This window comes from Micromonospora sp. WMMA1923 (assembly GCF_049179195.1).
GTDB classification, from domain to species: Bacteria; Actinomycetota; Actinomycetes; order Mycobacteriales; family Micromonosporaceae; genus Micromonospora; species Micromonospora yangpuensis.
The window spans coordinates 3,093,761-3,118,804 of record NZ_JBMHLZ010000001.1 but is presented as its reverse complement, the minus strand read 5'-3'; the positions used below and the strand labels follow the sequence as shown (position 1 = coordinate 3,118,804).

The following is a 25,044-nucleotide window of genomic DNA, read 5'->3' as shown; positions in this document are numbered from 1 at the left end:
CGAGGAGAGACAGCGATGGCAGTGGACAGCGAGACGCGTGACGGGAAGGGCGGGGCCAGTACGGCAACCGGGCCCGCCGACGCCGCCCCGCCGCGCGGTGCCGCCGCGCCGGGTGCGTCACGATGGTCGGGGCAGTCCCTGGAACGGTGGATCCTGCCGGGTGTGTTCGTCCTGACCGTCGGGTTCTTCTCGATCGCCCGACCGGACGCCTTCCTCACCGTCACCAACGCCAGGTCACTTGTGCAACAGAGCGCTCCACTGCTGATCGTCCTCGGTGGACTCTGCGTGGTCCTGGCGATGCGGGAGTTCGACCTGTCGTTCGCCTCCATCGCCGGGGCCAGCGGGGCGCTCGCGGTCCAGTCCATGGTGCTCTGGCAGGCCACCGTCTGGTGGGCGGTGCTGCAGGCGATCCTGCTGGGTCTCGTGCTCGGCGCGGCCAACGGCTTCCTCGTCGGCTACCTGCGGGTGCCCTCGTTCATCGGCACCCTGGCCACCGGATCGATCATCCAGGGCGTCATGCAGGCCATCGCCTACCAGACGGTCTTCGAGGGCATCCCCGACAGCTACCTCGAACTCACCCTGCTGCGTTTCCTCGGGGTGCCGGTCAACCTCATCGCGATCGGCCTGGTCCTGCTGGTGCTCGGGACGGTGCTGCGGCACTCGGTCTTCGGCCGGCAGGCCACCGCGATCGGCGACAACCCCGACGCCGCCCGGATCGCCGGGGTCGACGTCCGTCGGGCCCGGCTGATCGGGTTCGCCCTCAGCGGGACCTGCGCCGGCATCGCCGGGGTGCTGCTCACCTCCCAGGCCGGGCAGTACTACCCCGACCCCGGCGCGGCCCTGCTGCTGTCGGCTTACGCGGCCGCGTTCCTCAGCCTCTCCCTCGGCCGCGGCTGGCGGTTCAACGTCGGCGGGGCACTGCTCGGCGCGATCTTCCTGGCCTGCGTCACCACCGGGGTGACCATGCTGAACTACCCGAGCTGGCTCAGCCAGCTGCTGCAGGGCCTCGTCCTGCTCACCGCCGTGTTCCTGCTGACCCGCCGGCAGGTCGCCCGATGACCGGCCAGCCGTGGCTTTCGGCGGTCGGTCTGCACAAGCAGTTCGGCCCCACCGTCGCCATCAGCGGCGCCGACCTGACCCTGCGCCCCGGCGAGATCCGGGGCGTGGTGGGCCCCAACGGCGCGGGCAAGTCCACCCTGATGCAGATCCTCGCCGGCAACCTCACCCCCGAACACGGCGAGATCCGGATCGACGGGACGCCGGTGACCTTCCGCCGTCCCGGCGACGCCATCGCCGCCGGTATCTCCCTGGTGCCGCAGGAGATGCGGCTGGGGCCCAACCTCAGCGTCGCGGACAACGTCGTGCTCGGCAACGAACCTCGCCGCCTGGGCTTCGTCAGCGCCCGGCGGTCCCGGCAACTGGCCGAGACCGCGCTGCGGCGGCTCGGCGCGCACCTCGACCCCGACGCCGCGGTGACCAGCCTCAGCCCGGTCGACCGCCGGCTGGTCATGGTCGCCCGGGCGCTGGCCCGCGACGCCCGGCTGGTCATCCTCGACGAGCCGACCGCCGCACTGGCACCACACGAGGCGGGTGCGATCCTGACCGCGGTACGGTCCATCGCCGCCACCGGGGTGTCGTTCCTCTACGTCTCGCACCGCTTCGACGACATCGAACAGATCGCCGACACGGTCACCGGTGTGCGCGACGCCCGGGTGGTGGCCGACCTGCCCCGCGACCAGATCCGCCGGGCGGCCCTGGTCGCCCTGGTCAGCCCGGTCGACGAACTGTCCCACCCGGTGCCACCCACCGCCCGGGCCGCCCGCGCGGCCGCCACCGCGGAACCCGTCCTGCGCGTCGACGACTTGCGGGGCGGGCCGTTGCAGGGCGTCAGCCTCGCCGTCGGGCCGGGGGAGATCGTCGGCGTCGCCGGTCTCTCCGGCTCCGGCGCCGACGAGCTGATGAGCATGGTCGCCGGCATCACCGTCCGCGCCGGCGGCACGGTACGGGTCGCCGGCGGCGCGCTGCCCTCCGGCGACCGGGTCCGGGCGGTGCGGGCCGGCGTCGCGTACGTGCCGGGCAACCGCACCCTGGCGGTGCTGCCGAACCACGACATCCGTACCAACGTCAGCATCAGCAACCTGCGGTCGTTCAGCAGGTGGGGGGTCCCCACCGGTGGACGGGAGACCACCGTCGTGCGTCGACTGATGGACGCGGTGCGGCTGACCGCGGCACCGGGGCAGACGATCTCCTCGCTGTCCGGCGGCAACCAGCAGAAGGCGGTCTTCGCCCGCTGGATGGCCCGCGACTGCACGGTGTTGCTGCTGCACGACCCCACCGCCGGCGTGGACGTGCGGGCCCGCGCCGAGATCCACCAGCGGGTCCGGGAACTCGCCGCCACCGGCCTGGGCGTCGTCGTCGTCACCACCGACGTACCCGAACTCGTCGAACTCAGCGACCGGGTGCTCGTGCTCGACCGGGGTGCCCTGGTGGCCGACCTGCCCGGTGCCGGCCTTACCGAGCAGGCGGTCCTCACCGCCATGGTCTCCACCCCCGTATCCGCCCGTTGACCATCTGAACCCGCCGTATGCCCAGGAGGGCGACCATGACCAATCACTCCCGCCGCTACCACTGGATCGACGGCAAGCCGTACACCCCGTCCGGGGGTGAGACCATCGACCTGATCAACCCCAGCACCGAGCAGCTGCTCGGCCAGGTGCCCGCCGGCACCGCCGCCGACGTCGACCGAGCGGTGGCCGTCGCGGTCGGTGCGTTCGCCGACTGGTCCACGACCAGCCCGCAGCAGCGCGCCGAGATCCTGGCCCGGGCTGCCGAGGGGATGCAGCGGCAGGGCAAGGAACTGGCCGAGGTGATCACCGCCGAGGTGGGCGCCCCGGCGAAGATCTCGCTCAGCGCCCAGGTCGGCTTCCCCCTCAACGTGCTCCGCTCGCACGTGGACATCCTGCGCGACTTCGCGTGGAGCGAGACCATCGCCAACTCGCTGGTGCTCAAGGAACCCGTCGGCGTGGTCGGCGCGATTAGCCCGTGGAACTTCCCGATCCAGCTGGTGATGGCCAAGCTCGCACCGGCCCTGGCGGCCGGCTGCACGGTGGTGCTCAAGCCCAGCGAGTACACCCCGCTGACCGCGTACCTGCTCGCCGAGATCTTCCAGGAGGCCGGCCTGCCCGACGGGGTGTTCAACATCGTCTGCGGCACCGGCCCCGTCGTCGGCGAGGCCATCTCCCGCCACCCGCTGGTGAACATGGTCTCGATGACCGGCTCCACCCGGGCCGGTCGGCAGGTCTTCGCCGCCGCCAGCACCACGGTCAAGCGGATGCACCTCGAACTCGGCGGCAAGAGCGCCAGCCTCGTCCTGCCCGACGCCGACTTCGACAAGGCCGTACGCACCACCATCGACCAGGCGTTCTTCAACTCCGGCCAGGCGTGTCTGGCATGGAGCCGGATGTTGGTGCCGCAGGAGCGGATGGCCGAGGCCGCCGAGATCGCGGCCAGCCAGGCGGCGCTGTACCGCAGCGGCGACCCCACCTCGTCGGAGACCGACCTCGGCCCGCAGCAGAACAAGGCCTGCTTCGACCGCGTACAGGAGTACATCGGCGAGGCGATGGCCTCCGACGCCACCCTGGTCGCCGGTGGACCGGGCCGCCCCGACGGCATCGACCGGGGCTGGTTCGTCCGACCCACCGTCTTCGCGGACGTACGCCCCGGTGACCGGATCGCCCAGGAGGAGGTCTTCGGTCCGGTCATGTCGATCATCGGCTACCGCGACCCGCAGGAGGGCGTGGCGATCGCCAACGACTCGATCTTCGGCCTGCACGGCGCGGTCTGGGCCGGCGACGAGCAGGCCGCCATGCCGTACGTGCGGCAGCTGCGCACCGGACGCATCGACGTCAACGGCGCCAAGACCAACCTGGTCTCGCCCTTCGGCGGGTACAAGCAGTCCGGGTTCGGCCGCGAACTGGGCATCTACGGCTTCGAGTCGTACCTGGAGATCAAGTCGGTGCAGCTGGCCGGCGACGACACCGGTGGCCTCGAGGCCGGCATCCGGGTCCGCGAGGCACAGGGGTGAACCACCGACCGCATCCGGTGCCGACCGTCCACGCCGGCCAGCCCGGCTACCTGACGGTCGGCACCGGTGCGGTGCACGTGCGCGACTACGGGCCGGTCGACGCCACACCGCTGGTGCTGCTGCACGACACACCCGGCTCCGGCGCGGCGCTCGCCCCACTGGCCGTGGCGCTCGCCGGGGCGTACCGGGTGGTCACTATCGACCTGCCCGGCCACGGCGGCAGCACCGGCACCGTCGACGACCACGACCCGGTCGGTCAGGCAGCCGACGCGGTGGACGCCGTCCGGCAGGCCCTCGACCTGGATGCCGCCCCGGTGGCCGGGGTCGGCTACGGCGCGCACGTGGCGGCCCGGCTGCGCCGCCCGGCGTCGTTGGTGCTGCTGGCTGCCACGGCCGGCCGGCCGGCCCGGCTGCCGGACCCGGCACCGCACGGCGTCGGACCCCTGCTCGACACCTGGTGGCGGATCCGCCGCGCCGCGGTCACCGGCGGCTGGCCGACCAGCGGCGGCGACCTACCCGACGCCGCCGACCTGCACGAGGCCGTCGTGGACGTGCTCGGCCAGCCGGCGACGACCGGACCGGCCCGGGTGGCCGCCGAGGACCTCGACCGCGCCGCGGGGCTGCCGCTGCCCAGCTGGTCGGCGCAGGCCATCCGGGCCGCCCTGACCGCCCACCGGGTACCGGGGCGGCACCGGCGGGCGGGGGCCACGGCACTGGCCGACACCCTCGGTCCGGTGGCCTACCGCACCGTCCTGGACGCGCCCCTGCACATCCGGGCCGCCGGCGGGGACCGGCCCGGTCGGCCGGTCGTGGTGCTGCCCCCGGCCCCCGGTTCCAGCACCTCGGTGGCGCACCTCGTCGAGGCGTTCGGCCGCCACCGGCCCGCGTTCGGCGTGGACTACCCGGGACACGGCCGCTCCGCGCCGCTGACCTGCGCCGACCCCCGGCCGGCGGCATCGCCGACCCTGCCGGACGCCCGCGCGGCGGCGCCGACCCTGCCGGAGTACCTGACGCGGCTCGACGCACTGGTGGCCGGGCTAGGCCTCGACGAGGTGGACGTCTTCGGCTGCCACTCCGGTGCGCTGCTGGCCCTGCTCTGGCAACGCCGGCATCCGCGGCGAGTCCGGGGTCTGGTCCTCGACGGGCTGCCCCTGGGCGCCGACTTCGCCCATCTCGACCTCGACCGGTACCTGCCGACCCTGGAACCGGACGTCGACGGCCACCACCTGCTGCGGGCCTGGGCGATGGCCGAGGACCGTACCCTGTGGTCGCCCTGGTACGCGCGCACCGCCGCGGCCCACGTCCCGCGCCCGGCCGACCCGCACCGGCAGTGGGCCTGGACGGTCGACCTGCTGCGCGGCGCGGCCAGCTACCGGCACCTGTACCGGGCGGTGCTGCGGCACGCCGTGGAAGCCGAACCTCCCGGCCCGGTGACGCCCACCCTGCTGCTGCGTACCCCCGGTGACCCGCTCAGCCACGACCTGGCCCGGGTCCGCGCGCTGTTGCCGCACGCCACGGTCGCCGACGGCGCCGGCCACGCCGACCCCACCGCCGCCGCGACCACCGCCGACGCGGTGACCCGGTTCCTGGACCGGGTCGACGACCCCGCGCGGGCGGTCCGCCCGCCCGCCACCCTCCTCCCCGGCCCCGGCGCCGGGGAGCCGACCCTCGGGAGCCTTCCGTGACCACCAGCCTGGCCCGACGCGCCGTCTTCGGCGTGATCGTGCCCTCCACCAACACCGTGGTGGAGGACGAGTACAACCTGATGCGTCCGCCCGGCATCTCGGTGCACACCGGACGCATCCACATGCGCAACGAGAGCCTCGCCGGCGACGACCGGTTCGAGGAGTTCCTGGCGGAGCTGCGCACCGAACTCGGCGCGGCGATCGACCGGGTGATGACGGCGAAACCCGACGGAATGATCATGGGGATGTCGGCCGAGACGTTCTGGGGCGGCGTCGAGGGCAGCGGGAAGTTCACCGCCTGGGTTCGGGAGCGCTGCGGCCTCACCCCGGCCACCGGCGCGGCCGCCTGCGCCGCCGCGCTGACCGCCCTCGGGGTACGCCGGATCGGGGTGATCACCCCGTACCAGCCGGTCGGCGACGTACAGGTCCGCGAGTTCTTCGAGGGCCTCGGCTTCGAGGTCGACCAGGTGCTCGGCCTGAAGTGTCCGACCGCGACGTCGATTGCCGAGGTACCGCTGGCCGAGGTCGAACGCGCCTTCCTCGCCGTGGACGGTCCGCGCGTCGACGCGCTGGTGCAGGCGGGCACGAACCTGCCCGCCGTGGCCGTCGCCGCCGACCTGGAGACCCGGCTCGGCAAGCCGGTGCTGGCGATCAACGCGGCCACCTTCTGGTACGCGTTGCGCCAGGCCGGCTTCACCGACCGGATCACCGGCTTCGGCCGGCTGCTGGAGCAGCTGTGAACGCCCCGGCGGCCGACCGGCCGGGCGTACCGGCGGCGCGCCGGTCAGCCCACAGGGGAGAGGATGACGCGATGCGGACCACGGACGACCCACGCCCCGCCGACACCCGGAACGGCTCCGGCAACGAGAGCTCCCGCAAGATGCTCACCCTGCTGCTGTCGTTCACCGAGGAGAACCACACCCAGTCGGTGAACGACCTCGCCGCCTACCTCGGCGCCCCGACCAGCACCGTCTACCGGTACGTCGGTCTGCTGCGGGAGTACGGCCTGCTGGAGGAGGCCGACCGGGGCCGCTACCAGGTTTCCATGCGGGTCACCGGGCTGGCCCGGGCGGCCCGCGCGGCGGCCGGGGGACTGGCCGTCATCGCCCGCCCCTACCTCGACCAGCTGGCCCGCGAGACCGGCGAGACCGCGCTGGTGGTCAAGCGGATCGGCAACTCGGTGGTCGCCGTGGACATCGGCGAATCCCCGCAGGCGGTCCGGCTGCGCTTCGAGCGCGGCGCGCTGATGTCGCTGCACCAGGGCGCGGCGGCCCGACTGCTGCTGGCGGCGATGCCGCCGGCCCAGCGGCAGTCCTACTACCGCACCATCGCGAAGACCACCGGGGAGACCGACCTGCCCACCGAGGACGAGCTGGGCAGCATCGCCGCCGGCGACTGGACCGAGAGCTTCGGCCAGGTGGAGGAGGGCATCTGGGGCTGCGCGGCGGCGATCCGCGACGGCGGCGACGTGGTCGCCGCACTCGCCGTCGCCGGGCCGTTGTACCGGCTCTACGACACCCGGCGGCAGGACATCATCGGCGCGGTCCGCCGCGTCGCCACCGAGATCAACGACGACCTGTCGGGCCGGTCGGCCCGTTGACCCGCCGACCAGAAGCCGGAGACACACCCATGAACACCGCACTGTGGATCGACGGTGCCCCGCACCCGGGCGTCGGTGAGATCGCCCGGGAGAACCCGGCCCGCCCCGACGAGCGGGTCGGCGCGGTGCGCGTCGCCGACCCCGCGCTGACCGGCACCGCCGTCGCCGCCGCCGCGGCCGCCTTCGCGCCCTGGGCGGCGGTCCCGGTGGCCGAACGGGTGGCCAGGGTCACCTCGGCCATCGTCGAGACCTCCGCCGCCAACGACGTCCGGGGTCCGCTGCTCAGCCGGGAACTCGGCAAGGTCATCGCCGACGTACGGGGCGAACTCGACTTCGCCCACGCCCTGGCCCGCTACGACGGACCGGTCGCCGAGCGCCTCGGCGCGGACACCGTCCTGCACGACGACGAGGGCACCCTGGTCACCACCACCGACCCGTACGGGGTGATCGCCGCCATCACCCCGTGGAACGCGCCGGTCATCCTCGCCGCGCTGAAGGTGGTGCCCGGCCTGATGACCGGCAACACCATGGTCGTCAAGCCGTCACCGCTGGCCCCGCTGGCGGTCACCGACTTCCTCACCGAGGTGGCCCGGCGGCTGCCCGACGGGGTGCTCAACGTGGTCAACGGCGGCGCCGACGTCGGGCAGGCCCTGGTCGCCGACCCCCGCGTCGCCAAGGTCAGCTTCACCGGCGGGCTGGCCACCGCCCGGCACATCGCCGCCAGCGCCGCGCACCACGTCCGCCCGACCGTGATGGAACTGGGCGGCAACGACGCCGCGATCTTCCTACCCGACGCCCCGTTCGACCTGCCCACCATGCAGCGCGCGGTCTTCGGCACCTTCCTCACCAGCGGCCAGGTCTGCATGGCCATCAAGCGGCTGCTGGTGCCCGCCGCCCGCCGCGACGAGTTCGTCGAGGCGTACCGGGAGGCGGCCGAACGGGTGCTACGGGTGGGCGACCCGCTCGATGCCACCTCGACGATGGGACCGGTCGTCTCCCGCGAGCACCAGCACCGGCTGACGGCCCTGGTCGACTCGGCCCGCGCGGCCGGCGGCACCGTCCTGGACGTCGGCCGGTACGCGCCGAGCAGCGAGGACGGCTACTGGGTACGCCCGACGCTGGTGCTCGACCTGCCCGACGCCCACCCGCTCGTCGTCGACGAACAGTTCGGCCCGACGGTGCCCCTGCTCACCTACGACAGCGTCGACGAGGCGGTGGCCCGCGCCAACGGCGTCGAGCAGGCGCTGGCCTCCTCGGTGTGGTCGGCCGACACCGACCGCGCGGTCGCCGTCGCCCGCCGGCTGGACGCCGGATTCACCTTCATCAACTGCCACAACCGGGCCGGCACCTCGCTGCGCGCCTCGTTCGGCGGCCGCCGCAGCAGCGGCCACGGACGCGAGTTCGGCGTCGCCGGGGTCGCCGAGTACCTGCAGACCCACTCCATCAACCACCCGGCGGCCATCCGCGACAACCGGGCGCTGGGCAACGCGTACCCGGTGCCGGCGGCACGGGGATGAGCCCGTCGACCACCGTCGGCGGCCGGGTCGTCCGGCTCGTCGACACCGCCCGGGTGGAACTGGTCGAGCTGCCGGTACCCGAGCCGGGGCCGGGGCAGGCACTGGTCCGGCTCACCGCGTGCGGGGTGTGCGGCACCGACCTGCACGCGTACCACGGCAGGCCGGACACCCTGCCGGTGACGTTGGGCCACGACGCGGTGGGGGTGGTGGCCGCCGTCGGCCCGGACACCGACAGCCCGGCCCCGGTGGGACACCGGGTGACCCTCGACCCCACCCTGTGGTGCGGATCCTGCGTCTACTGCCGCCACGACCGGCCGCAGCTCTGCCGGCGGGGCGGCTACCTCGGCATGACCTGCGACGGCACCATGGCCGAGTACCTCTGCCTGCCGGCGGGCAACCTGGTGCCGCTGCCCGACGAGGTCTCCGACACCGACGCCACCGTGCTGGAGCCGATCGCGGTCGCCCTGCACGCGCTGCGCCGCGTCGGCGGTCTCGCCCCGATCCCGGCGCGGGCCCGGGTGGTCGGCGGCGGACCGCTGGGCCTCGTCCTGGCGCAGACCCTGATCGCCCACGGATGGCGCACCGTCGTGCACGAACCGCAGGCACACCGGCGGAGCGTCGGCGAGCGACTCGGCCTCGACGTGCGCGACAGCGCGGACGTGCCGCCGGCCGACCCCGACGACGGTCCGCTGCTGGTGGTGGAGACCTCCGCCAGCGGCGGCGGCGTCGCGCTGGCCGCCCGGCTGGCCACCCCCGGCTCGTACCTCGTCGTGGTCGGCCGGGCGCCTGCCGACTTCGCCACCGCCGACATCCTCGGCCGGGAACTGACCGTGCTCGGCTCCCGGGGTGGGGTGGGCACCTACCCGGAGGCGGTCGAACTGGTCCGCACCGGCCGGGTACGGCCGGCGGCCGTGGTGTCGCACCGTTTCGACCTGGCACATGTCGACGAGGCGATGCGGCTGGCCGGCACCCCGGGCGCCGCCGTGACCCGGGCCCTGCTCACCTGCTGACCGGCCGGCGACGCCACCAGACCCACTGGTACGAGAGGACCCGCATGCCCATCACCACCGTCAACCCGGCCACCGGGGCACCCCTGGCCCGCTACGACACCCACGACGACGACCGGGTGGAGCACCTGCTGGCCCGCGCTCACGTGGCCACCCGGGCGTGGGGGAGGACCCCGTTGGAGAGGCGGGTGGCGGTGCTGCACACGGTCGCCGGCCGGCTGCGGGCCGACCGGGACCGGCTTGCCCGGCTGATCACGGAGGAGATGGGCAAACCCCTCGCCGAGGCCCGTGCCGAACTGGAGAAGTCGGCCGCGACCTGCGACTTCTACGCCGAGCGGGCGGCCGGGATGCTCGGCGACGAACCGGTCGACGTGCCGGAGGCGGACGCCTGGGTGGCGTACGAGCCGATGGGGCTGGTGCTCGCGGTGATGCCGTGGAACTTCCCGTTCTGGCAGGTGATGCGGTTCGCGGTGCCCTCCGTCGTCGCCGGCAACGGGGTCTTCCTCAAGCACTCGCCGAACGTGACCGGCTGCGCGCTGGAGATCGAACGCCTGTTCCGGGCCGCCGGACTACCCGAGGGTGTCCTGACCACCGTGCTGCTCGCCGAGCCCCGGGTGCCCGAGGTGACCGCCCGGTTGATCGCCGACGACCGGATCGCCGCGGTGACCCTGACCGGCAGCACCGGCGCGGGCGCGGCGGTGGCCGCCGCCGCCGGGCGGGCGGTCAAGAAGTCGGTACTGGAACTGGGCGGCTCCGACGCCTTCGTGGTGCTCGCCGACGCCGACGTGGAGGCCGCCGCGGCCACCGCCGTGCGGGCCCGGTTCCTCAACGCCGGCCAGAGCTGCGTCTGCGCGAAGCGTTTCGTCGTCGAGGAGCCGGTCGCCGACCGGTTCACCGCCGCGTTCGTCGCCGGCGTCCGTGCGCTGGTCGTGGGTGATCCGACCGACTCGCGTACCGACGTCGGCCCGATGGCCCGCGCCGACCTGCGCGACGGGCTGGACCGGCAGGTCGCCGAGTCGGTGGCGGCCGGGGCCCGGGTACTGACCGGCGGCGGCCCGCTGCCCGGGGCCGGGTTCTTCTACCGGCCCACCGTGCTCGCCGACGCCGGTCCGGGGGTGGCCGCGTTCGACGAGGAGACCTTCGGCCCGGTCGCCACGCTCACCGTCGCCGCCGACGAGGAGCACGCGGTACGACTGGCCAACGCCTCGCCGTACGGTCTGGGGCTCAGCGTCTGGACCGGGGACCGGAAGCGGGGCGCGGCGCTGGCCCGGCGGGTCACCACCGGGGCGGCGTTCGTCAACGCGATGGTGGTCTCGGACCCGCGGCTGCCGTTCGGTGGCACCAGACGCAGCGGGTACGGCCGGGAGTTGGCCGCCGTCGGCCTGCGCGAGTTCGTCAACGTCCGGACCTACTGGGCCGCCCACTGAACGTGCCACGCCCGGTCGAGGCCAGCCGGTCAGGGTGCCTGGAAGCCGGCGGGGCCATCACCTTGTCCTTGGCGACCGCGGTGACGATCCCTCGCAGCCGGTTGCGCGCCGAGGACTCCTCCGACCGGCCGTCCGGTTGGCCCCCCTGCGCGCGGACGAATCCGGCCAGCTCGACGCCGTCGATCGCCCGGTGGCCATGCTCGTCCCGGCTGGCAGGCAGTCGGCCCGCGTCCACCCAGCGGCGCACCCGCGGTTCCGGCTCGGGTCGATGACCGACCTGGGCCTGCCCGACCATTCGGTGGCGGGCATCCTCTCGTGGTTTTCGACCATCCACCTACCGCCACCGGAGCTGGACGGGGTACTTGCCGAGTTTCGCCGACTGCTCGTGCCATCCGGGAGGCTGGTGATCGGTTTCTTCGACAGCGACGACGAGGTGGCTGCCTTTGACCACAAGGTCTGTACGGCATACCGCTGGCCCGTGGACGAATTTTCCGCCCGCCTGACCAGAGCCGGGTTCACCGAACGTGAGCGCTCCCGGCAGCAGTCTCCGGAGCGCCCCGACCGCGCGTACGCGGCCATTGCCGCCACAAAGGAAGGTGACTCACCCACGGCCGGCCGGTGAGTCTCCGACCTGGTCGGCCAGTGCCGTCAGCTTGGTGACGTACGCCTGCCAGTCGTAGTCGTCGGGGATGTTGGAGTCGGTCCGTCCCAGGCCGATCGTCGCGTCGTGTTGTTCGCGCAGGATGTCGGCGTGACCGGCGTGCCGGGTGAGGTCCCACGTCACGTGCAGGATGATCTTCCGGAGCGTCACGGTCTGGCTGCCCGGCGGCCACCACGACACCCGTCCCGGCGCGTCCAGGGGCAGTTGGTCGATCGTCTGGTCCGCGAACACTCCGACCCGCCGGTACAGGTCGATCAGCCCGTCCCTGGTCTCGTCGTGGCGGGCGTACCAGTCGGCCTGCGGATCCTCGTCGAAGGCCTGCAGGGCGACCAGTTCGTCAGGGGTGGGGAAGTCGCGTCCGAAGGTCGGCCCGAAGTAGGAAGCCTCGACGTTCAGGCAGTGTTTCACGATTCCCAGCAGGTTGTTTCCGGTGGCGGTGCGGGGCAGCCGGGCAGCGCGTTCGCTCACCCCGTCGAGCTTCCAGATCAGGTTCTCACGAATCGTCCGCAGGGACTGGTGCAGTTCCGTCTTCAGATCGTCCGGGTCACCCATGCCCGCCAGTCTTCCGTACCCCGGGGTTGTCGTGGGGTGTCGTCCCCCGAGTGACCGGGGCGGCATCCCGCACCGCCGCGGCCGACCGACCGATTGACCTACCGATTCGGTGCCGGCCGCGACCTCCCACACTCGTCACGTGGGACCACCGGACGCGACCGGCGGGCCGACAGCACGACCGATTTCCAGGGAAGGACCCCCATGACCGCGGCGGTGACCGACCGGCCCGACTTCACCGGGCTGCGCGCGATGTACATCAACTGCACCCTGAACCGTTCACCCGGCCGTAGTCACACCCAGGGCGTGATCGATCGCAGTGTGGCGATCATGGAGGCGAGTGGGGTCAGCGTGGACCAGATCCGCGCGGTCGACCACGACATCGCCACCGGGGTCCGACCGGACATGACCGAGTACGGGGCGGACACCGACGAATGGCCCGCGCTGCTCACCCGGGTGCTGGCGGCCGACATCCTGGTCATCGGCGGACCGATCTGGCTCGGTGACAACAGTTCGGTCACCCGCCGGCTGATCGAACGGCTCTACGGCTACTCCGGTGTGCTCAACGCGCACGGCCAGTACGCCTACTACGGCAAGGTCGGTGGCTGCCTGCTCACCGGCAACGAGGACGGCCTCAAACACTGCGCGATGAGCATCCTCTACAGCCTGCAGCACATCGGCTTCACCGTCCCGCCCCAGGCCGACGCGGGCTGGCTCGGTGAGATCGGCCCCGGCCCCTCCTACCTCGACGACGGCTCCGGCGGCCCGGACAACGACTTCACCAACCGCAACACCGCGTTCATGACCTACAACCTGCTCCACCTCGCGTCGATGATCCGTCGTGCCGGCGGGTTCCCGGCCTACGGCAATCAACGCACCGCGTGGGACGCGGGCGTTCATCCGGACGCCGCCAATCCCGAGTACCGCTGACCCGACGGCCGGCCACCCGGCTTGCGTCACACGCCGCGACCAGCAGGAGGAACGACGATGGCCAGGATCAGTGACACCTTCAACCACGGCGTCGGGTGGGAGGCCGCCTACGGCTACAGCCAGGCGATCCGGGTCGGCGACACGGTCTACGTCTCCGGCCAGCTCTCCCACGACGACCAGGGCATCGTGGGTGAGAACGACATCCACAGGCAGTGCGAGGTGACGTTCGCCCACCTCGACCGCGTGCTGGCGCACTTCGGCGCGACTCGCCGTCAGATCATCGAGACCACCGTGATCCTGACCAACCTGCGGGAGAACTTCGGCCCGGCCGCTGCCGCGCACAGCGCCTACTTCGGCGACCACCGGCCGACGAGCACGACCTTCGGTGCCGTGGAACTGGCGCTTCCCGGCCAGGTCGTCGAGATCGGCGCGGTCGTGCTGCTCGACCTGCCGCGCTAGCCGGACCCGACCACGACGACCGGCACCTTTCGTGCCAGCGCCAAGGATGTGAACAGCGATGACCAACCCGGCAACGACGAGCTGGCCGAGCCTGCGGGTCTCGGACTGGACGCCCACCCGCGACACCCTGCACATGTGGACCCAGGTCGTGGGCAAGATCCGCATGGCCCACGCCCCGCTACTCAACCACTGGTGGCAGGTGACCCTGTACGTCAGTCCGCGCGGACTGACGACGTCGACCATCCCGTACCGCACGGGGGCCTTCGAGATCGAGTTCGACTTCCTCGGCCACCGGCTCGACGTCCGCACCAGCGACGGCGGCGCGCGGAGTCTCCCGCTGCGACCGATGTCGGTAGCCGAGTTCTACACGCGAGTCCTGACCATGCTCGACGATCTCGGGATCGAGGCACCGATCCGGCCGCGGCCCAACGAGGTCGACCCGGCGGTCCCGTTCGCCGAGGACCATGACCACGCCTCCTACGACCCGGCGGCGACCACCCTGTTCTGGCGACAGCTGCTGCAGGCGAACCGGGTGATCGGCGAGTTCCGGTCACACTTCGTGGGCAAGGTCAGCCCGGTGCACTTCTTCTGGGGCGGGATGGACCTCGCCTGCACCCGCTTCTCCGGCCGGTCGGCCCCGCCGCACCCCGGCGGAGTGCCCAACTGCGGGGACTGGGTGATGGTCGAGGGTTACTCCCGGGAGCTGTCCAGCTGCGGCTTCTGGCCCGGTGGCGGCGAGGAGGGCGCCTTCTACTCCTACGCCTACCCGGCACCCGACGGTTTCGCCGAGCAACAGGTCGGTCCCGACGGCGCGTACTTCAGCACCCAGTTCCAGCAGTTCCTGCTGCCCTACGAGGCCGTACGCGCCGCACCGGACCCCGACCGCGCGGTCGCCGAGTTCCTCCGCACCACCTACGAAGCCGCCGCGGACCTGGGGGGCTGGGACCGCCCGGCCCTGGAGGACGACCCGTTGCGGTGGCACCGAACCCCGGCGCCAGTCAGGTCCGCCAACGTCAAGATCCAGAAGGGACGTCCATGAGTACGGGAAGCAAGGTCGGTCTCGACGCGCTGTTGACGCCCGAGGAGAGTGTCCTCGTGCTGATCGACCATCAGCCGTTCCAGTTCGCCAACCTGAACAGCCACGAGCCGACGATGGTCCTGAACAACGTCGTCGGCCTCGCCAAGGCTGCCAAGGTCTTCAAGGTCCCGACCATTCTGACCACCGTGCTGGAGGAACGCGGCGGCCTTCTGGTGCAGGGTGTGCGGGACGTGTTCCCGGAGCAGAAGCCGATCAACCGCACCTTCATCAACACGTGGCAGGACGCACGCGTCGTGGCTGCCGTCAAGGCGACCGGACGCAAGAAGCTGATCATCGCTGGTCTCTGGACGGAGATCTGTGTGGCGATGCCGGCTCTGCAGGCGGCGGGTGAGGGCTTCGAGGTCTTCGCGGTCACCGATGCCTCGGGTGGTGTCTCCAAGGAGGCCCACGACATGGCGGTGCGGCGCCTGGTGCAGGCGGGCGTCGTTCCGATCACCTGGATGGCCGTGCTGGGGGAGTGGCAGCGCGACTGGGCCCGTGAGCAGACCGTGCCGGGAGTCGCCGAGGTCCAGGCACAGCACGGCGGCGCCAGCGGTGTGGCCTTCGCCTGGGAGATGCAGCTCCTCGCCACCGCCCAGGTCTAGGCGGCGCTTTGCGCAACTTTGTCGGCTTCATCGAGGAGGCATGAGCATGACCGAGAGTACGGCGACGGACCGGGCGCAACGCAACACCGACATCGTCCTGACCGCCATGCGGGAGCTCTTCGCCGAGAAGGACCTCACCGCGCTCGACCGGTACTGGGCGGAGCCCTACGTGCAGCACAGTCCGCAGTTGGCAAGCGGCCTGGACACACTCCGCGCGGCGGTGCCCGGGTTGGAGGGCTTCTCCTGGGAGCCGCAGCGGATCGCGGCACAGGGTGACCTAGTATTCACCCACAGCATCGTGCACGGCTGGGCGCCGAACCCGGTCGTCATCGTCGACATCTTCCGGCTCCACAACGACCGCATCGTCGAGCACTGGGACGTCATCCAGGACCTCACCGCACCCGAGGCGACCGTCGACGGCAACCCGATGGTCTGAAAGGGAACAGGACAATGGGCTACCTCACCGTCGGACACGAGAACAGCAGCCCGATCGAGCTGTACTACGAGGACCAGGGCGCCGGCCAGCCGGTCGTGCTGATCCACGGTTATCCGCTCGACGGGCACAGCTGGGAGAAGCAGACGCGCGAGCTGCTGGACCAGGGCTACCGCGTGATCACGTACGACCGCCGAGGCTTCGGCCAGTCGTCGAAGGTCCACGCCGGTTACGACTACGACACGTTCGCCGCGGATCTGAACGCCGTGCTGGAGACGCTCGACCTGCGCGATGTCGTGCTCGTGGGCTTCTCCATGGGCACCGGGGAGCTTGCCCGCTACGTGGCCCGCCACGGGCACGAGCGGGTCGCGAAGCTCGCTTTCCTCGCGTCGCTCGAACCATTCCTCGTACGGCGCGACGACAATCCCGAGGGCGTACCGCAGGAGGTCTTCGACGGGATCGCGGCTGCGGCGAAGGGCGACAGGTACGCGTGGTTCACGCAGTTCTACCAGGACTTCTACAACCTGGACGAGAACCTCGGCACCCGCATCAGCCAGGAGGCGGTCACCGGCAGTTGGAACGTCGCGATCGGCAGCGCCCCGGTGGCCGCGTACGCGGTGGTCCCCGCGTGGATCGAGGACTTCCGTGGTGACGTCGAGGCGGTCCGCGCCGCCGGCAAGCCGACCCTCATCCTGCACGGCACGAAGGACAACATCCTCCCGATCGACGCCACCGGCCGCCGGTTCCACAAGGCGTTCCCCGAGGCCGACTACGTCGAGATCGACGGCGCGCCCCACGGCCTGCTGTGGACCCACGCCGACGAGGTCAACGCCGCGCTGAAGGGTTTCCTGTCCAAGTAGTGCACCGGTCGGCGGGGGCAGCCAGCGCTGGCTGCCCCCGCCGACCGGTGCCGACGAGGTGATGTCGCTGCTCACGGGTTTCTCCCTCACCGCATCGAGCGTCGGGCCGCGCCACCGTCAGCGGATCGACCGGTCGATCGGGCATCCGCCGAACGGCAGACCGCGGGATAGCCTGGGCGACGGCCGTACGTCCGCGGCCGGACGCGACACTTCGGAATGAGGCATGGAACTGTTCGGGCGGCACGCCGAGATCGCGGCGCTGGACCGACTTCTGAACCGGGCGGCGGACGGGGCGGGGGCCGGGCTCATGCTCTGGGGTGAGCCGGGTATCGGCAAGACCGCCCTGCTCGAGCACGCCGTCGAGGCGGCGTCCGATGCGACGGTGCTGCGGTGTCGGGGCACCCGGATGGAGACGGGGCTCGCGTTCGCGGCGCTGCACGAGCTGCTGTGGCCGGTGTTGGATCGGCTGGAGACCCTCGCCGCCCCGCAGGCCGCGGCGTTACGAGGCGCGTTGGGAATGAGCCGGGACCCGGCCAACCGCTTCCTCATCGGCGCGGCCGTACTGTCGTTGGTCTCCGGTCTGGCCCGGGAACGACCGGTGCTCGTCGTGGTGGACGACGCCCAGTGGATCGACGAGGCGACCGTACAGTGTCTGGTGTTCGTGGCCCGGCGGGTGGCGACGGAGCCGGTCGCGGTGCTGCTGACCGGGCATGAGGATCCCGCCTCGGGGCCGTGGGAGAGTGTGCCGGCGCTGGAGGTCGGCGGCCTGGCCGACGACGACGCACGCCGGCTGGTGGCCGCCGTCCTGCCCGAGGCCGACCCGGGGCGTGTCGATCGCACGGTGCGGGCGGCCGGAGGCAACCCGCTGGCACTCTACGAGCTACCCACCCTCGACCGCGAAACCGGCGGCGAGGCCCCGCACCCCCCGCCCGGGGCACCGGCGCCGGTCGGGCCACGGCTGCGACGGGCGTTCTACGTACGGGCCGAGGGTCTGAAACCGTCGACCCGCGCGTTACTGCTGTTGGCCGCCGCCGAGGGCCGGGGCGACCGGCACGTGGTGCACCGCGCCGGTGCCGGCTGGGGCGTCGACACGTCCAGCTGGGACGAGGCCCTGCGCTCCGGTCTGCTGCACGCCTCGGGAGCCCGCCTGGATTTCCGGCACCCGCTGGTCCCGGCGGCCATCTACGACGGTGCCCCCCTGCCGGAGCGGCAGGCCGCGCACCGGGCGCTGGCCGCGGCCCTGCCGCCCGACGCCACCACGGAACGGGCCTGGCACCTGGCGGCCGCCGCCGACGGACCGGACGAGCACGTCGCCACCCTGTTGGAGCACGCCGCCGAGCAGTGCCTGCGCCGCAGCGCGGCCCCGATTGCGGCCCGGACACTGTGTCGAGCCGCGGAGCTGTCGCCGGAGCCGGCGGACGCCGCGCGCCGCCTGGCCGCCGCCGCCCGCGCCGCGTGGGACGCCGGCCACGCCGGGGCGGCGCGGCAGCTGCTCCAGGACGCGGAGCGGCTGGGCGGGGTGCTTCCCGTCGTTCGGCTGAGCGGCGGGCTGCGCGGGATCCTCGAGTTCACCCACGGCATGCCCGAGCGTGCCCACCGCTACCTGCTGTGCGACATGGCTGTGGTGCCCCGGACCCGCCGCGCGGTGGAGTTGGGCACGGTCGCGGTCCGCGCCGCGTGGTCGGCCGGCCGGTCCGACCTCCAGCGGGAGGCACTGCGGCGGGTACGGGCCGTGGACACCGACGATGACTCCGCCGTGTCGGGGCTGATGCCCGTGCTGCGGAACTGGTGGTCCTGCTACGACGAAACCGGTGACGTCACCCCGACCAGCGCGGACCTGACCAGCGACACGGTCGGTCGGCTCGGTACGGCCGCCTGGGAGTTGCTCCCGCCCGTGCCGTTGGTTCAGGTCTGGGGCGTCGACGGTGGACTGATCGACGTGTTGAGCCTGCAGGCGGCGCAGCTGCGGCGTCGACACGAGCTCACCGCGCTGGCGCTGGTGCTGGCGCAGATCTCCGTTCTCGACACCGCTGCGGGGAGGTGGGACGCTGCCGCGCTCGGGGCGGCCGAGGGCCTGCGGCTGGCCGAGGAGGTCGGGGCGGAACACCTCGCCGTGCAGAGCCGCAGCGCCCTCGGCATGTTGGCTGCCGCCCGCGGCGAGTACCGCGGCGTCGACGAGCACACCGGCCGGGTACTTCAGGTCTCGGTGCCGCGTGGGGTGCGGGCGTTCACCGCCTCGGCGTACTGGCTGCGCGGGCGGGCGGCGTTGTTCGACGGCCGCCCGCAGGAGGCGCTGAGCGATCTGCGGTGTCTCGCCGAGCCCGGCCACGAGGCCGCGCACCGCACGTTCGCGCTGCTCGCCGCCGTGGACACCGTCGAGGCGGCGGCGCAGGTCGGCAGCGGCGACGTCGTCGAGGCCCAGGTCGCCATGGTGGAGGAGTGGGCACGACGTACCGGCGCGACCTGGGCCCGTACGGCGGGCCACCGTCTCCGGGCCATCGTTGAGCGCGGACCGGCGGCCGAGGAGTCGTTCCGAGCCGCCCTGGCCGTCACGGGGGCGGGGGCGCATCCGTTCGAGTACGCCCGGACCCGACTGCTGTACGGGGAGTGGCTGCGGCGGGCCCGCCGCCGGGCCGACGCCCGGTCGCAGCTCGCTGCGGCAGCCGATACCTTCAACCGGCTGGGCGCCGAGCCACTGCGGGCGCGGGCCCTGCGTGAACAGGCCCTGACCGACCGGCGGTCCGCTCCCCACGACACCGGTCCGTCGACCGCGGCCGGACTGACCGCGCAGGAGCTACGGGTCGCCCGGTTGGCCGCGGACCGGCTGACCAACCGGGAGATCGCGGCCCAGCTGTTGATCAGCCCCCGCACGGTCGGCCACCACCTGACCAACGTCTACCTCAAACTGGGCATCACCAACCGTGCCGAGCTGGCCAGGATCGACGTCGACGGGGACCTGCGACTCGACTCGACCTGACGACCCCCGCCCCGACCCGGAGCCGCTGCCGCCACCGGCGCGGGGGTGGGTTCCCGCTGGGGACTACCGGACGACGCGCCGACGACGCGCACGCTCGAACTCGGCGACCTCCGACATCCAGGGACCGAACTGGTCGAGTGCGGCGCAGCCGCCACGGACGAAGGCGCTCACCAGCTTCCGGTACCCGCCGAGCCCGTCGACCAGGCAGTACTCGACCCGGTACTGCGGGTCCGACCCGGCATCGCCGGGTCGCACCGTCGTGATCCGGGCGACGGAGTCCGCGTAGAAGTGCAGCTGGATCCCCTCGCCCCGCTCCTCGTCCTCGATGGTGAACACCTCGTTGTCGCCGGTGGAGCGTTCGGCGACGAACTCCCAGAACTCGGCGGAGGCGGTGCGCGGGCCGTCCCGGAACCACTTCTTCTCGGTGCCCTGGTCATCGGTGAACGACAGGACGGTCTTTCTCGCACCCTCACCGAGGTCGCCGTGGCCGTCGGCAACCTCGTCGTCGTCCTCCACCGGGGTGCTCCTGGCGCGGTCCGCAGCCTCCGAGCACATCAGGAAACTCACCGTCCGCACCGCGTCCTCGACGAGTTCGGGGTACGCCCGGCGCAGGGCCGCGTCGACCGTGGTCGCCATCCGATCCCAGTCGTGCCGGTCCGTGGCCCGGTTTCCCCGCCGCGGATCGAGGCCGATCCGCATCCCGACGCACGCCCGCTCCGCGGTGTCGATCACCTGCATGACCTGGGGCAGCAGCGCCGGGTCGACGGCATCGGGCAGCCGCCTGGGAATCGTCGCGCCGTGCAGATACTGGCCCGTGTACCTCAGGATCCCGGTGTCGAGTGGCCCGAGGACCACTCCGCGCTCGGCGCGCCGGCGATCCGCGTGATACTGCTGCGCACGCTTGTCGTCCGCACCCTCCGTCGCCGCGCGCATCGCCGCGCAGAGCTGACCGCGCTCAAGCAGACCGATGTCGGCACCATGGGCGACCAACCGGCTCCTGTCCCACCGGACGCGCCGGAAGAACGCGTCGACGTCCCCGGGCGAGGAGAGCAGAATCGGGTCCAGGAGCGCGACGGCAGCGTCCTCGTCGAGTCGACCCCGGGTGCCGGCGGCGTCACAGAGCGGCAGGACCGCACTCCACAGCAGCAGGTGCCGACCCAGGTCCTCCCGGATCACCGCGAGATGCGCTTCGGAGATCGGGAACGTGAACGTGCGGGGATCGTGGTTGGCGTCGGCCCCGGCGGCGAGCATCAGCTTCAGCTCGCCGTCCTCGCGGATCGCGCTCGGCAGCCAGCCGCTCCGCGTGAAAACGATGTCTCTCACCGCTCAGGCCTTCCCCCGCGTCGGCTGTTCACGACCACCGGGCGAATTCGGTGTCGAGACGTGGGTCGGTGCGTACCCAGACCTCGCCCCCGGCGGCCTCGGCCGGGGCGTCGACCCGTTCGAGACCGAGGAACTCGATCAACTGGAGCAGCTCGGCTCGTTCGGCTCGGTCCTCGTCGACGTTGCGCGAGCCGAAGAAGACGAAGTACCGGTCGCTGGGGTCGACGAAGCCCGAAGCCGCCCAGATCCGGGCGACCTCGACGATCGCCGCTGCCTCTGTCGTGAACGTGGCGGCGCGGGCGGCACCGCGGGCCTCCGGTGCCGCGTCGAGGTCGGCGAGGTCGGAGAACCACTGGCCGAAGTAGTCGAGGCCGGCGTACCCGTTCTCGAAGAACAGCATCGCGCCCGTAAGGCAACGGTTGACCCGGTCGATCCGGAGGTGTTCCGACCGAGGTCGATCCGCCTCCCTGATCCGGGAGATCACCCCCAGACCGGGCATGAGCACCAGACTCTGCCTCGCCGCTTCATCTTCGATGCGGTAGGTGTCAGCCTCCCGACCCTGGAAGAACGCCGAGAACGCCGTGTAGGCCTCCTGGGGGTCGCCCACCGAGACGTGTTTATCGTTGCCGTCACCGACAGCGAAGACGAACTGCTTCGGTCCGGGATCGTAGGGGCGGGCCATGTACGTCCTTCGGTCGCGGGTCACAGCTCCGCCAGTGTAGTGGATCAACGCTGCCATCGCCCCTGGCCAGGGGCGTGCTCTGCGCGCACGTCCGCCGCCCCGACAGCCTGCCGGTCCGGCGGATCACCGACGACTACCACGCGATCCAGGTGTCCAACATGGTGCGGCGGCGTCAGCCGGTGGAGGTTGTCGTGGGTGGTCCCGCGCGACGGTGTCGTGACGGAAATCTGACTGCTTGCTCAGGCAGGTGCGGGTGAGTAGATATTGATAGTGTCACTCGCGGCATTGGGTTGAACTCTTTCGGTAATCGCAGCGGATCTCCTTGGGGGGTTGATGGCGCCGAGTAGACGTTGGGCCGTCCTGATCGGGGTCAACCAGTGTGGCCGTGACGTTCAACTGCCTCCGCTCCGCTATGCCGAAAGCGATGCCCTCGCCGTCAAGGATGTCTTGTTGGATCAGGACATCGGCACCTTCGACGATGGCGATGTCACGATGTTCGTCGGTCCCGACGCCACCTGGCGTCAGATTAAGGTCTTCCTCCGTGAGCTGGCTTTGCAGGCTGCGCCGTCGGATGTCTTGTTCGTCTACTTCGCCGGCCACACGCTGGTCCCGCAATGGAGTGACCTGCCCGATGCCTACCTGGTAACGGCAGACCTCGAGCCGGAGGTGCTCGCCCGTGAGCCCGACAACGGGCTACGGATGTCTTTCCTCAAACGGGACATCTTCGATGCTTTCGCTGGCGCCTCCTTCCTGGTGCTCGACTGCTGTCACGCGGGTGTCTACGCCGATGCGGACCGACGCAACACCAAAGTTCTTCAGTCGTACGCGGAGACGGTGGACCGGCCCCGGCACAACGCGCTGCTGGCCTGCCCCAGTGAATCCGTGACTCGGGAGAGCGCCGAACATGGACACGGGACGCTGACGCACCATGTGCTGCGAGCCCTGCGGGGCGGGGCGGGAGACGACGCCGGACGGGTGTCATTCGCGCAGATGGCGACGTTCGTCGCCGAGCAGGGTATGGACCCGCCTCCGGTGCACACGGCGCACGTCTACGGGGCCACCACTGTGTTTGCCCAACGGCCCATGTCCCGGCACGAGCGCCAAGCACTCAGCAGCCCGGCGAATCCCGGTACCACCCGACCCTGCCTCAATCCCCTCGAAGACCAGACGAGCTCGATTCGGCAGCTGATGGACCGCATGTTCCGCACGGACTCGCGGTCGGCCCGTCACCCTCAGCAGGGTGAACACGACGGGCGCGTCGAACTCATCCGCCACGCGCTCGACGCGGAGTCGGCTGCGGTCGTGGAGTTTGCCGGCAGCAGCTTCCGTCCGGTGAACTGGACGGCACGGTTCGACAAGGACGCCCTGTCGCCCATGCTGGAACTCGCCGCCGTCGACGCCGCGAAGCATCCGAGGGCGACCCCGGGATACGTGGTGTCCCACGGGATCAACCGCCGCATGCTCTGCGTGCCCGTCTCGTTCGAAGGCGGCCGCACCCTCGCTCTCACGGTGGTCGACCCGGCACTTACCCAGCTCGACATGGGGGAGCCCCTGGCCGTCATGCTTCGAGCGGTCTGGGAGTCCGACCCGGCGGCAGATCCCATACAGTCGGAGATGGCCGTCCTGACGGCCTTGCGCACCTCGTTCGGCCGACTGCCGCTCAAGCTGTACGAAGACGCCTTCAGCCTCTACCAGCAGTTGATCGGTTCGATGATCATGGTGTTTCAGCCGGTGGTCGAGCTGGACAAGCGTCCGGCCGGTGTCAGCGTCCACAACTTCGAAGCGCTGGCTCGCCGCAACGACAGTGAGCTGCGTGCTCCCTGGTCCGCCCTCCGGATGGCTCACGACTGGGGCGACCGGTTCGTCGTCGAACGCGACGCGATCCTGGTGGCCAAGGCCCTCCACTCCTACGCCGAAGCCGACGCAACCTCCGGTTGGCAGGGGACCAAGCCGCTGTCGGTCAACGTCGCCGTCCGTTCACTGCTCAGCGACGCCTACCTCGGCCAGGTGAACAAGGCGCTCGCGGAAACAGGACTGCATCCGCGTACACTGACCCTGGAGATCTCGGAGCAGGACCCGATCACCCCGGATCCTGGTGAGCGATGGCCACAGGAACCCCTGGTTTACTTCCACAATCGGCTCACCACCCTCGCCAGAGAGCTGCGGATCAGCTTCGCGGTCGACGACTTCGGTGTCGGCTACGCCTCGCTGGCACGGATGGCCGAACTACCGCTCACCCAGATCAAGGTCGACCGGGCGATCCTGCACCACCCCATGGCGCTGGAGGAACTCGCCTTGGTCGCAGGCATCGCTCGCTACGCCACCGACCAGGGACACACCGGGCAGCCGCGAACGGTCATCGTCGAGGGTTTCGACGATGACGCACCAGTCAGCCTGCATGAGATCTTCCGGTTGGGCATCCACCACGTGCAGGGCTACTTCAGCGGATCGGTCGCCTCGACCACGCTGCGTGAACTGGAGCCATCAGCCCAAGAGCGGATCGCATCGCTCGTGAGAGGGGAACAATGACAAGCGTCAAACTGCTGCTTCCGCCGGATGTGATCGAGGAGCTTGACCTCCCCTATGAAGGCGTCCGCGACGGCGGTGCCGTCACCGTGGCCATCCAGGGCGTAGCCGTGCTGGCGAACCTCGCCACCCTCGCCACGCTGCAGCCACAGGCAGAGGCATTGGTGGCATCCATTCGCAACTGGCGCCTGCGCAACCACCAGAAGCCGGCCGTGCTGACGGTCGAGGGAGCAGGCATCAGCCTGCGAATCGAGCTACCGCCCAACGTCAACCGAGCGACCCTGCTTCGACAACTCGAACCACTGCTCGATGAAGAACGCCGGTAGACCCACCACCTTCCAGCCCTCGCGTTGCGACAGGGCGTTGCAGAACCGGACCGCCTCCCACCACGACACGCCCTCCACCGGCAGCCGCGCACCGTGGACCGTGCTCGGCCGTTCGCCGGTGACCAGGGCGTACCGGGCCTGGGTTACCGGGTAGGCGCCGATCTCGTACGGTTCGAGTGCGACCGACCACCGGCGCTGCGTCCGGCGGTCCGACAGCGTCACCTGCCCCGTTGCGACAGCGATCATCAGACTCTCCGGGGCCGCATCCACGGGAGGCGACCCTACCCGAGGCCCCGTCGTCGGCCGGGAACGTGG

22 protein-coding genes and 2 pseudogenes are annotated in these 25,044 nt (G+C 71.6%); 19 read left to right on the top strand and 5 right to left on the bottom strand.

Annotation, left to right across the window (positions count from 1 at the left end):
* Positions 1-15 precede the first annotated feature (15 nt).
* From ACN28G_RS14030 to ACN28G_RS13990, 9 genes are all read left to right on the top strand, one after another.
* Entirely contained in the window at positions 16-1,059 is a 1,044-nt protein-coding gene (locus ACN28G_RS14030; protein ID WP_175440577.1) for an ABC transporter permease, read from the top strand.
* Positions 1,056-2,567, top strand: coding sequence for a sugar ABC transporter ATP-binding protein (locus tag ACN28G_RS14025; protein WP_091439843.1), 1,512 nt, complete (start codon positions 1,056-1,058; stop codon positions 2,565-2,567). The genes ACN28G_RS14030 and ACN28G_RS14025 overlap by 4 nt, the downstream gene beginning before the upstream one ends.
* A 35-nt stretch (positions 2,568-2,602) precedes the next feature.
* Complete coding sequence (locus ACN28G_RS14020) at positions 2,603-4,084, top strand: aldehyde dehydrogenase family protein (protein ID WP_091439840.1); 1,482 nt, start codon at positions 2,603-2,605, stop codon at positions 4,082-4,084.
* Positions 4,081-5,769 carry an alpha/beta hydrolase gene (locus ACN28G_RS14015; RefSeq protein ID WP_091439836.1) on the top strand — a complete coding sequence of 563 codons (1,689 nt, stop codon included), beginning with the start codon at positions 4,081-4,083 and terminating at the stop codon, positions 5,767-5,769. Before ACN28G_RS14020 ends, ACN28G_RS14015 begins: the two co-directional genes overlap by 4 nt.
* Complete coding sequence (locus tag ACN28G_RS14010; protein WP_421479314.1) at positions 5,766-6,509, top strand: maleate cis-trans isomerase family protein; 744 nt, start codon at positions 5,766-5,768, stop codon at positions 6,507-6,509. Before ACN28G_RS14015 ends, ACN28G_RS14010 begins: the two co-directional genes overlap by 4 nt.
* Before the next feature lie 71 nt (positions 6,510-6,580).
* Positions 6,581-7,369, top strand: a complete 789-nt coding sequence (locus ACN28G_RS14005) for an IclR family transcriptional regulator (protein ID WP_091439828.1) — start codon at positions 6,581-6,583, stop codon at positions 7,367-7,369.
* 29 nt (positions 7,370-7,398) lie between these two features.
* Entirely contained in the window at positions 7,399-8,886 is a 1,488-nt protein-coding gene (locus ACN28G_RS14000) for an aldehyde dehydrogenase family protein (protein ID WP_091439824.1), read from the top strand.
* Positions 8,883-9,896, top strand: coding sequence for a zinc-dependent alcohol dehydrogenase (locus tag ACN28G_RS13995; protein ID WP_091439822.1), 1,014 nt, complete (start codon positions 8,883-8,885; stop codon positions 9,894-9,896). Before ACN28G_RS14000 ends, ACN28G_RS13995 begins: the two co-directional genes overlap by 4 nt.
* Positions 9,890-11,320 carry an NAD-dependent succinate-semialdehyde dehydrogenase gene (locus ACN28G_RS13990; RefSeq protein ID WP_421480906.1) on the top strand — a complete coding sequence of 477 codons (1,431 nt, stop codon included), beginning with the start codon at positions 9,890-9,892 and terminating at the stop codon, positions 11,318-11,320. Before ACN28G_RS13995 ends, ACN28G_RS13990 begins: the two co-directional genes overlap by 7 nt.
* A gap of 52 nt (positions 11,321-11,372) precedes the next feature.
* On the opposite strand, the pseudogene ACN28G_RS13985 reads toward ACN28G_RS13990, so the two are convergent.
* Positions 11,373-11,615: pseudogene (locus ACN28G_RS13985) on the bottom strand (hypothetical protein); the annotation flags it as partial.
* Between ACN28G_RS13985 and ACN28G_RS13980 the strand changes: the two are divergent.
* Positions 11,517-11,942, top strand: coding sequence for a class I SAM-dependent methyltransferase (locus tag ACN28G_RS13980; protein ID WP_421479313.1), 426 nt, complete (start codon positions 11,517-11,519; stop codon positions 11,940-11,942). The pseudogene ACN28G_RS13985 and the gene ACN28G_RS13980 sit on opposite strands and share 99 nt — an antisense overlap.
* On the opposite strand, the gene ACN28G_RS13975 is transcribed toward ACN28G_RS13980, so the two are convergent.
* Positions 11,922-12,533, bottom strand: a complete 612-nt coding sequence (locus tag ACN28G_RS13975) for a DinB family protein (RefSeq protein WP_091439815.1) — start codon at positions 12,531-12,533, stop codon at positions 11,922-11,924. The genes ACN28G_RS13980 and ACN28G_RS13975 overlap by 21 nt on opposite strands.
* Positions 12,534-12,734: 201 nt before the next feature.
* Between ACN28G_RS13975 and ACN28G_RS13970 the strand changes: the two genes are divergently transcribed.
* The 7 genes from ACN28G_RS13970 (at position 12,735) to ACN28G_RS13940 (ending at position 19,872) form a co-directional block, all read left to right on the top strand.
* On the top strand, positions 12,735-13,460 hold the full coding sequence (locus tag ACN28G_RS13970) for a flavodoxin family protein (RefSeq protein WP_091439811.1): 726 nt from the start codon (positions 12,735-12,737) through the stop codon (positions 13,458-13,460).
* A 57-nt stretch (positions 13,461-13,517) separates the two neighbouring features.
* A complete protein-coding gene (locus tag ACN28G_RS13965) occupies positions 13,518-13,919 on the top strand; it encodes a RidA family protein (protein WP_091439805.1) in 402 nt (133 codons plus the stop codon).
* Positions 13,920-13,977: 58 nt separating this feature from the next.
* The gene (locus ACN28G_RS13960) at positions 13,978-14,958 is read left to right on the top strand and encodes a DUF5996 family protein (protein WP_421479312.1); all 981 of its coding nucleotides are present in this window, start codon (positions 13,978-13,980) and stop codon (positions 14,956-14,958) included.
* A complete protein-coding gene (locus tag ACN28G_RS13955; RefSeq protein WP_091439797.1) occupies positions 14,955-15,602 on the top strand; it encodes a hydrolase in 648 nt (215 codons plus the stop codon). Before ACN28G_RS13960 ends, ACN28G_RS13955 begins: the two co-directional genes overlap by 4 nt.
* 46 nt (positions 15,603-15,648) lie before the next feature.
* Positions 15,649-16,038, top strand: a complete 390-nt coding sequence (locus ACN28G_RS13950; RefSeq protein ID WP_217628841.1) for a nuclear transport factor 2 family protein — start codon at positions 15,649-15,651, stop codon at positions 16,036-16,038.
* 14 nt (positions 16,039-16,052) lie between these two features.
* Positions 16,053-16,895: an alpha/beta fold hydrolase gene (locus ACN28G_RS13945; RefSeq protein WP_421479311.1), complete on the top strand. Its 843-nt coding sequence runs from the start codon at positions 16,053-16,055 to the stop codon at positions 16,893-16,895.
* A gap of 223 nt (positions 16,896-17,118) precedes the next feature.
* The gene (locus ACN28G_RS13940; protein WP_421479310.1) at positions 17,119-19,872 is read left to right on the top strand and encodes an ATP-binding protein; all 2,754 of its coding nucleotides are present in this window, start codon (positions 17,119-17,121) and stop codon (positions 19,870-19,872) included.
* Positions 19,873-19,935: 63 nt separating this feature from the next.
* Here the strand turns inward: ACN28G_RS13940 and ACN28G_RS13935 are convergent, their stop codons facing one another.
* Together ACN28G_RS13935 and ACN28G_RS13930 are read right to left on the bottom strand one after the other, a co-directional pair.
* Positions 19,936-21,195 carry a DUF6357 family protein gene (locus tag ACN28G_RS13935; RefSeq protein WP_421479309.1) on the bottom strand — a complete coding sequence of 420 codons (1,260 nt, stop codon included), beginning with the start codon at positions 21,193-21,195 and terminating at the stop codon, positions 19,936-19,938.
* 28 nt (positions 21,196-21,223) lie between these two features.
* On the bottom strand, positions 21,224-21,877 hold the full coding sequence (locus ACN28G_RS13930; protein WP_421479308.1) for a hypothetical protein: 654 nt from the start codon (positions 21,875-21,877) through the stop codon (positions 21,224-21,226).
* A gap of 333 nt (positions 21,878-22,210) precedes the next feature.
* Here ACN28G_RS13930 and ACN28G_RS13925 point away from each other — a divergent pair, with 333 nt between their 5' ends.
* Together ACN28G_RS13925 and ACN28G_RS13920 are read left to right on the top strand one after the other, a co-directional pair.
* Positions 22,211-24,406 carry an EAL domain-containing protein gene (locus ACN28G_RS13925; protein WP_421479307.1) on the top strand — a complete coding sequence of 732 codons (2,196 nt, stop codon included), beginning with the start codon at positions 22,211-22,213 and terminating at the stop codon, positions 24,404-24,406.
* Positions 24,403-24,729, top strand: coding sequence for a hypothetical protein (locus tag ACN28G_RS13920; protein ID WP_421479306.1), 327 nt, complete (start codon positions 24,403-24,405; stop codon positions 24,727-24,729). Before ACN28G_RS13925 ends, ACN28G_RS13920 begins: the two co-directional genes overlap by 4 nt.
* Here the strand turns inward: ACN28G_RS13920 and ACN28G_RS13915 are convergent.
* A pseudogene (locus tag ACN28G_RS13915) lies at positions 24,712-24,975 on the bottom strand (formylglycine-generating enzyme family protein); the annotation flags it as partial. The gene ACN28G_RS13920 and the pseudogene ACN28G_RS13915 overlap by 18 nt on opposite strands.
* Positions 24,976-25,044 lie beyond the last annotated feature (69 nt).

Excerpts from the sequence above, each read along its gene's own strand:
- ACN28G_RS14030 (WP_175440577.1), top strand. The coding sequence starts at position 16 with ATGGCAGTGGACAGCGAGACGCGTGACGGGAAGGGCGGGGCCAGTACG.
- ACN28G_RS14025 (WP_091439843.1), top strand. The coding sequence starts at position 1,056 with ATGACCGGCCAGCCGTGGCTTTCGGCGGTCGGTCTGCACAAGCAGTTC.
- ACN28G_RS14020 (WP_091439840.1), top strand. The coding sequence starts at position 2,603 with ATGACCAATCACTCCCGCCGCTACCACTGGATCGACGGCAAGCCGTAC.
- ACN28G_RS14005 (WP_091439828.1), top strand. The coding sequence starts at position 6,581 with ATGCGGACCACGGACGACCCACGCCCCGCCGACACCCGGAACGGCTCC.
- ACN28G_RS14000 (WP_091439824.1), top strand. The coding sequence starts at position 7,399 with ATGAACACCGCACTGTGGATCGACGGTGCCCCGCACCCGGGCGTCGGT.
- ACN28G_RS13995 (WP_091439822.1), top strand. The coding sequence starts at position 8,883 with ATGAGCCCGTCGACCACCGTCGGCGGCCGGGTCGTCCGGCTCGTCGAC.
- ACN28G_RS13980 (WP_421479313.1), top strand. The coding sequence starts at position 11,517 with ATGCTCGTCCCGGCTGGCAGGCAGTCGGCCCGCGTCCACCCAGCGGCG.
- ACN28G_RS13975 (WP_091439815.1), bottom strand. The coding sequence starts at position 12,533 with ATGGGTGACCCGGACGATCTGAAGACGGAACTGCACCAGTCCCTGCGG.
- ACN28G_RS13970 (WP_091439811.1), top strand. The coding sequence starts at position 12,735 with ATGACCGCGGCGGTGACCGACCGGCCCGACTTCACCGGGCTGCGCGCG.
- ACN28G_RS13965 (WP_091439805.1), top strand. The coding sequence starts at position 13,518 with ATGGCCAGGATCAGTGACACCTTCAACCACGGCGTCGGGTGGGAGGCC.
- ACN28G_RS13960 (WP_421479312.1), top strand. The coding sequence starts at position 13,978 with ATGACCAACCCGGCAACGACGAGCTGGCCGAGCCTGCGGGTCTCGGAC.
- ACN28G_RS13955 (WP_091439797.1), top strand. The coding sequence starts at position 14,955 with ATGAGTACGGGAAGCAAGGTCGGTCTCGACGCGCTGTTGACGCCCGAG.
- ACN28G_RS13950 (WP_217628841.1), top strand. The coding sequence starts at position 15,649 with ATGACCGAGAGTACGGCGACGGACCGGGCGCAACGCAACACCGACATC.
- ACN28G_RS13945 (WP_421479311.1), top strand. The coding sequence starts at position 16,053 with ATGGGCTACCTCACCGTCGGACACGAGAACAGCAGCCCGATCGAGCTG.
- ACN28G_RS13940 (WP_421479310.1), top strand. The coding sequence starts at position 17,119 with ATGGAACTGTTCGGGCGGCACGCCGAGATCGCGGCGCTGGACCGACTT.
- ACN28G_RS13930 (WP_421479308.1), bottom strand. The coding sequence starts at position 21,877 with ATGGCCCGCCCCTACGATCCCGGACCGAAGCAGTTCGTCTTCGCTGTC.
- ACN28G_RS13925 (WP_421479307.1), top strand. The coding sequence starts at position 22,211 with ATGGCGCCGAGTAGACGTTGGGCCGTCCTGATCGGGGTCAACCAGTGT.
- ACN28G_RS13920 (WP_421479306.1), top strand. The coding sequence starts at position 24,403 with ATGACAAGCGTCAAACTGCTGCTTCCGCCGGATGTGATCGAGGAGCTT.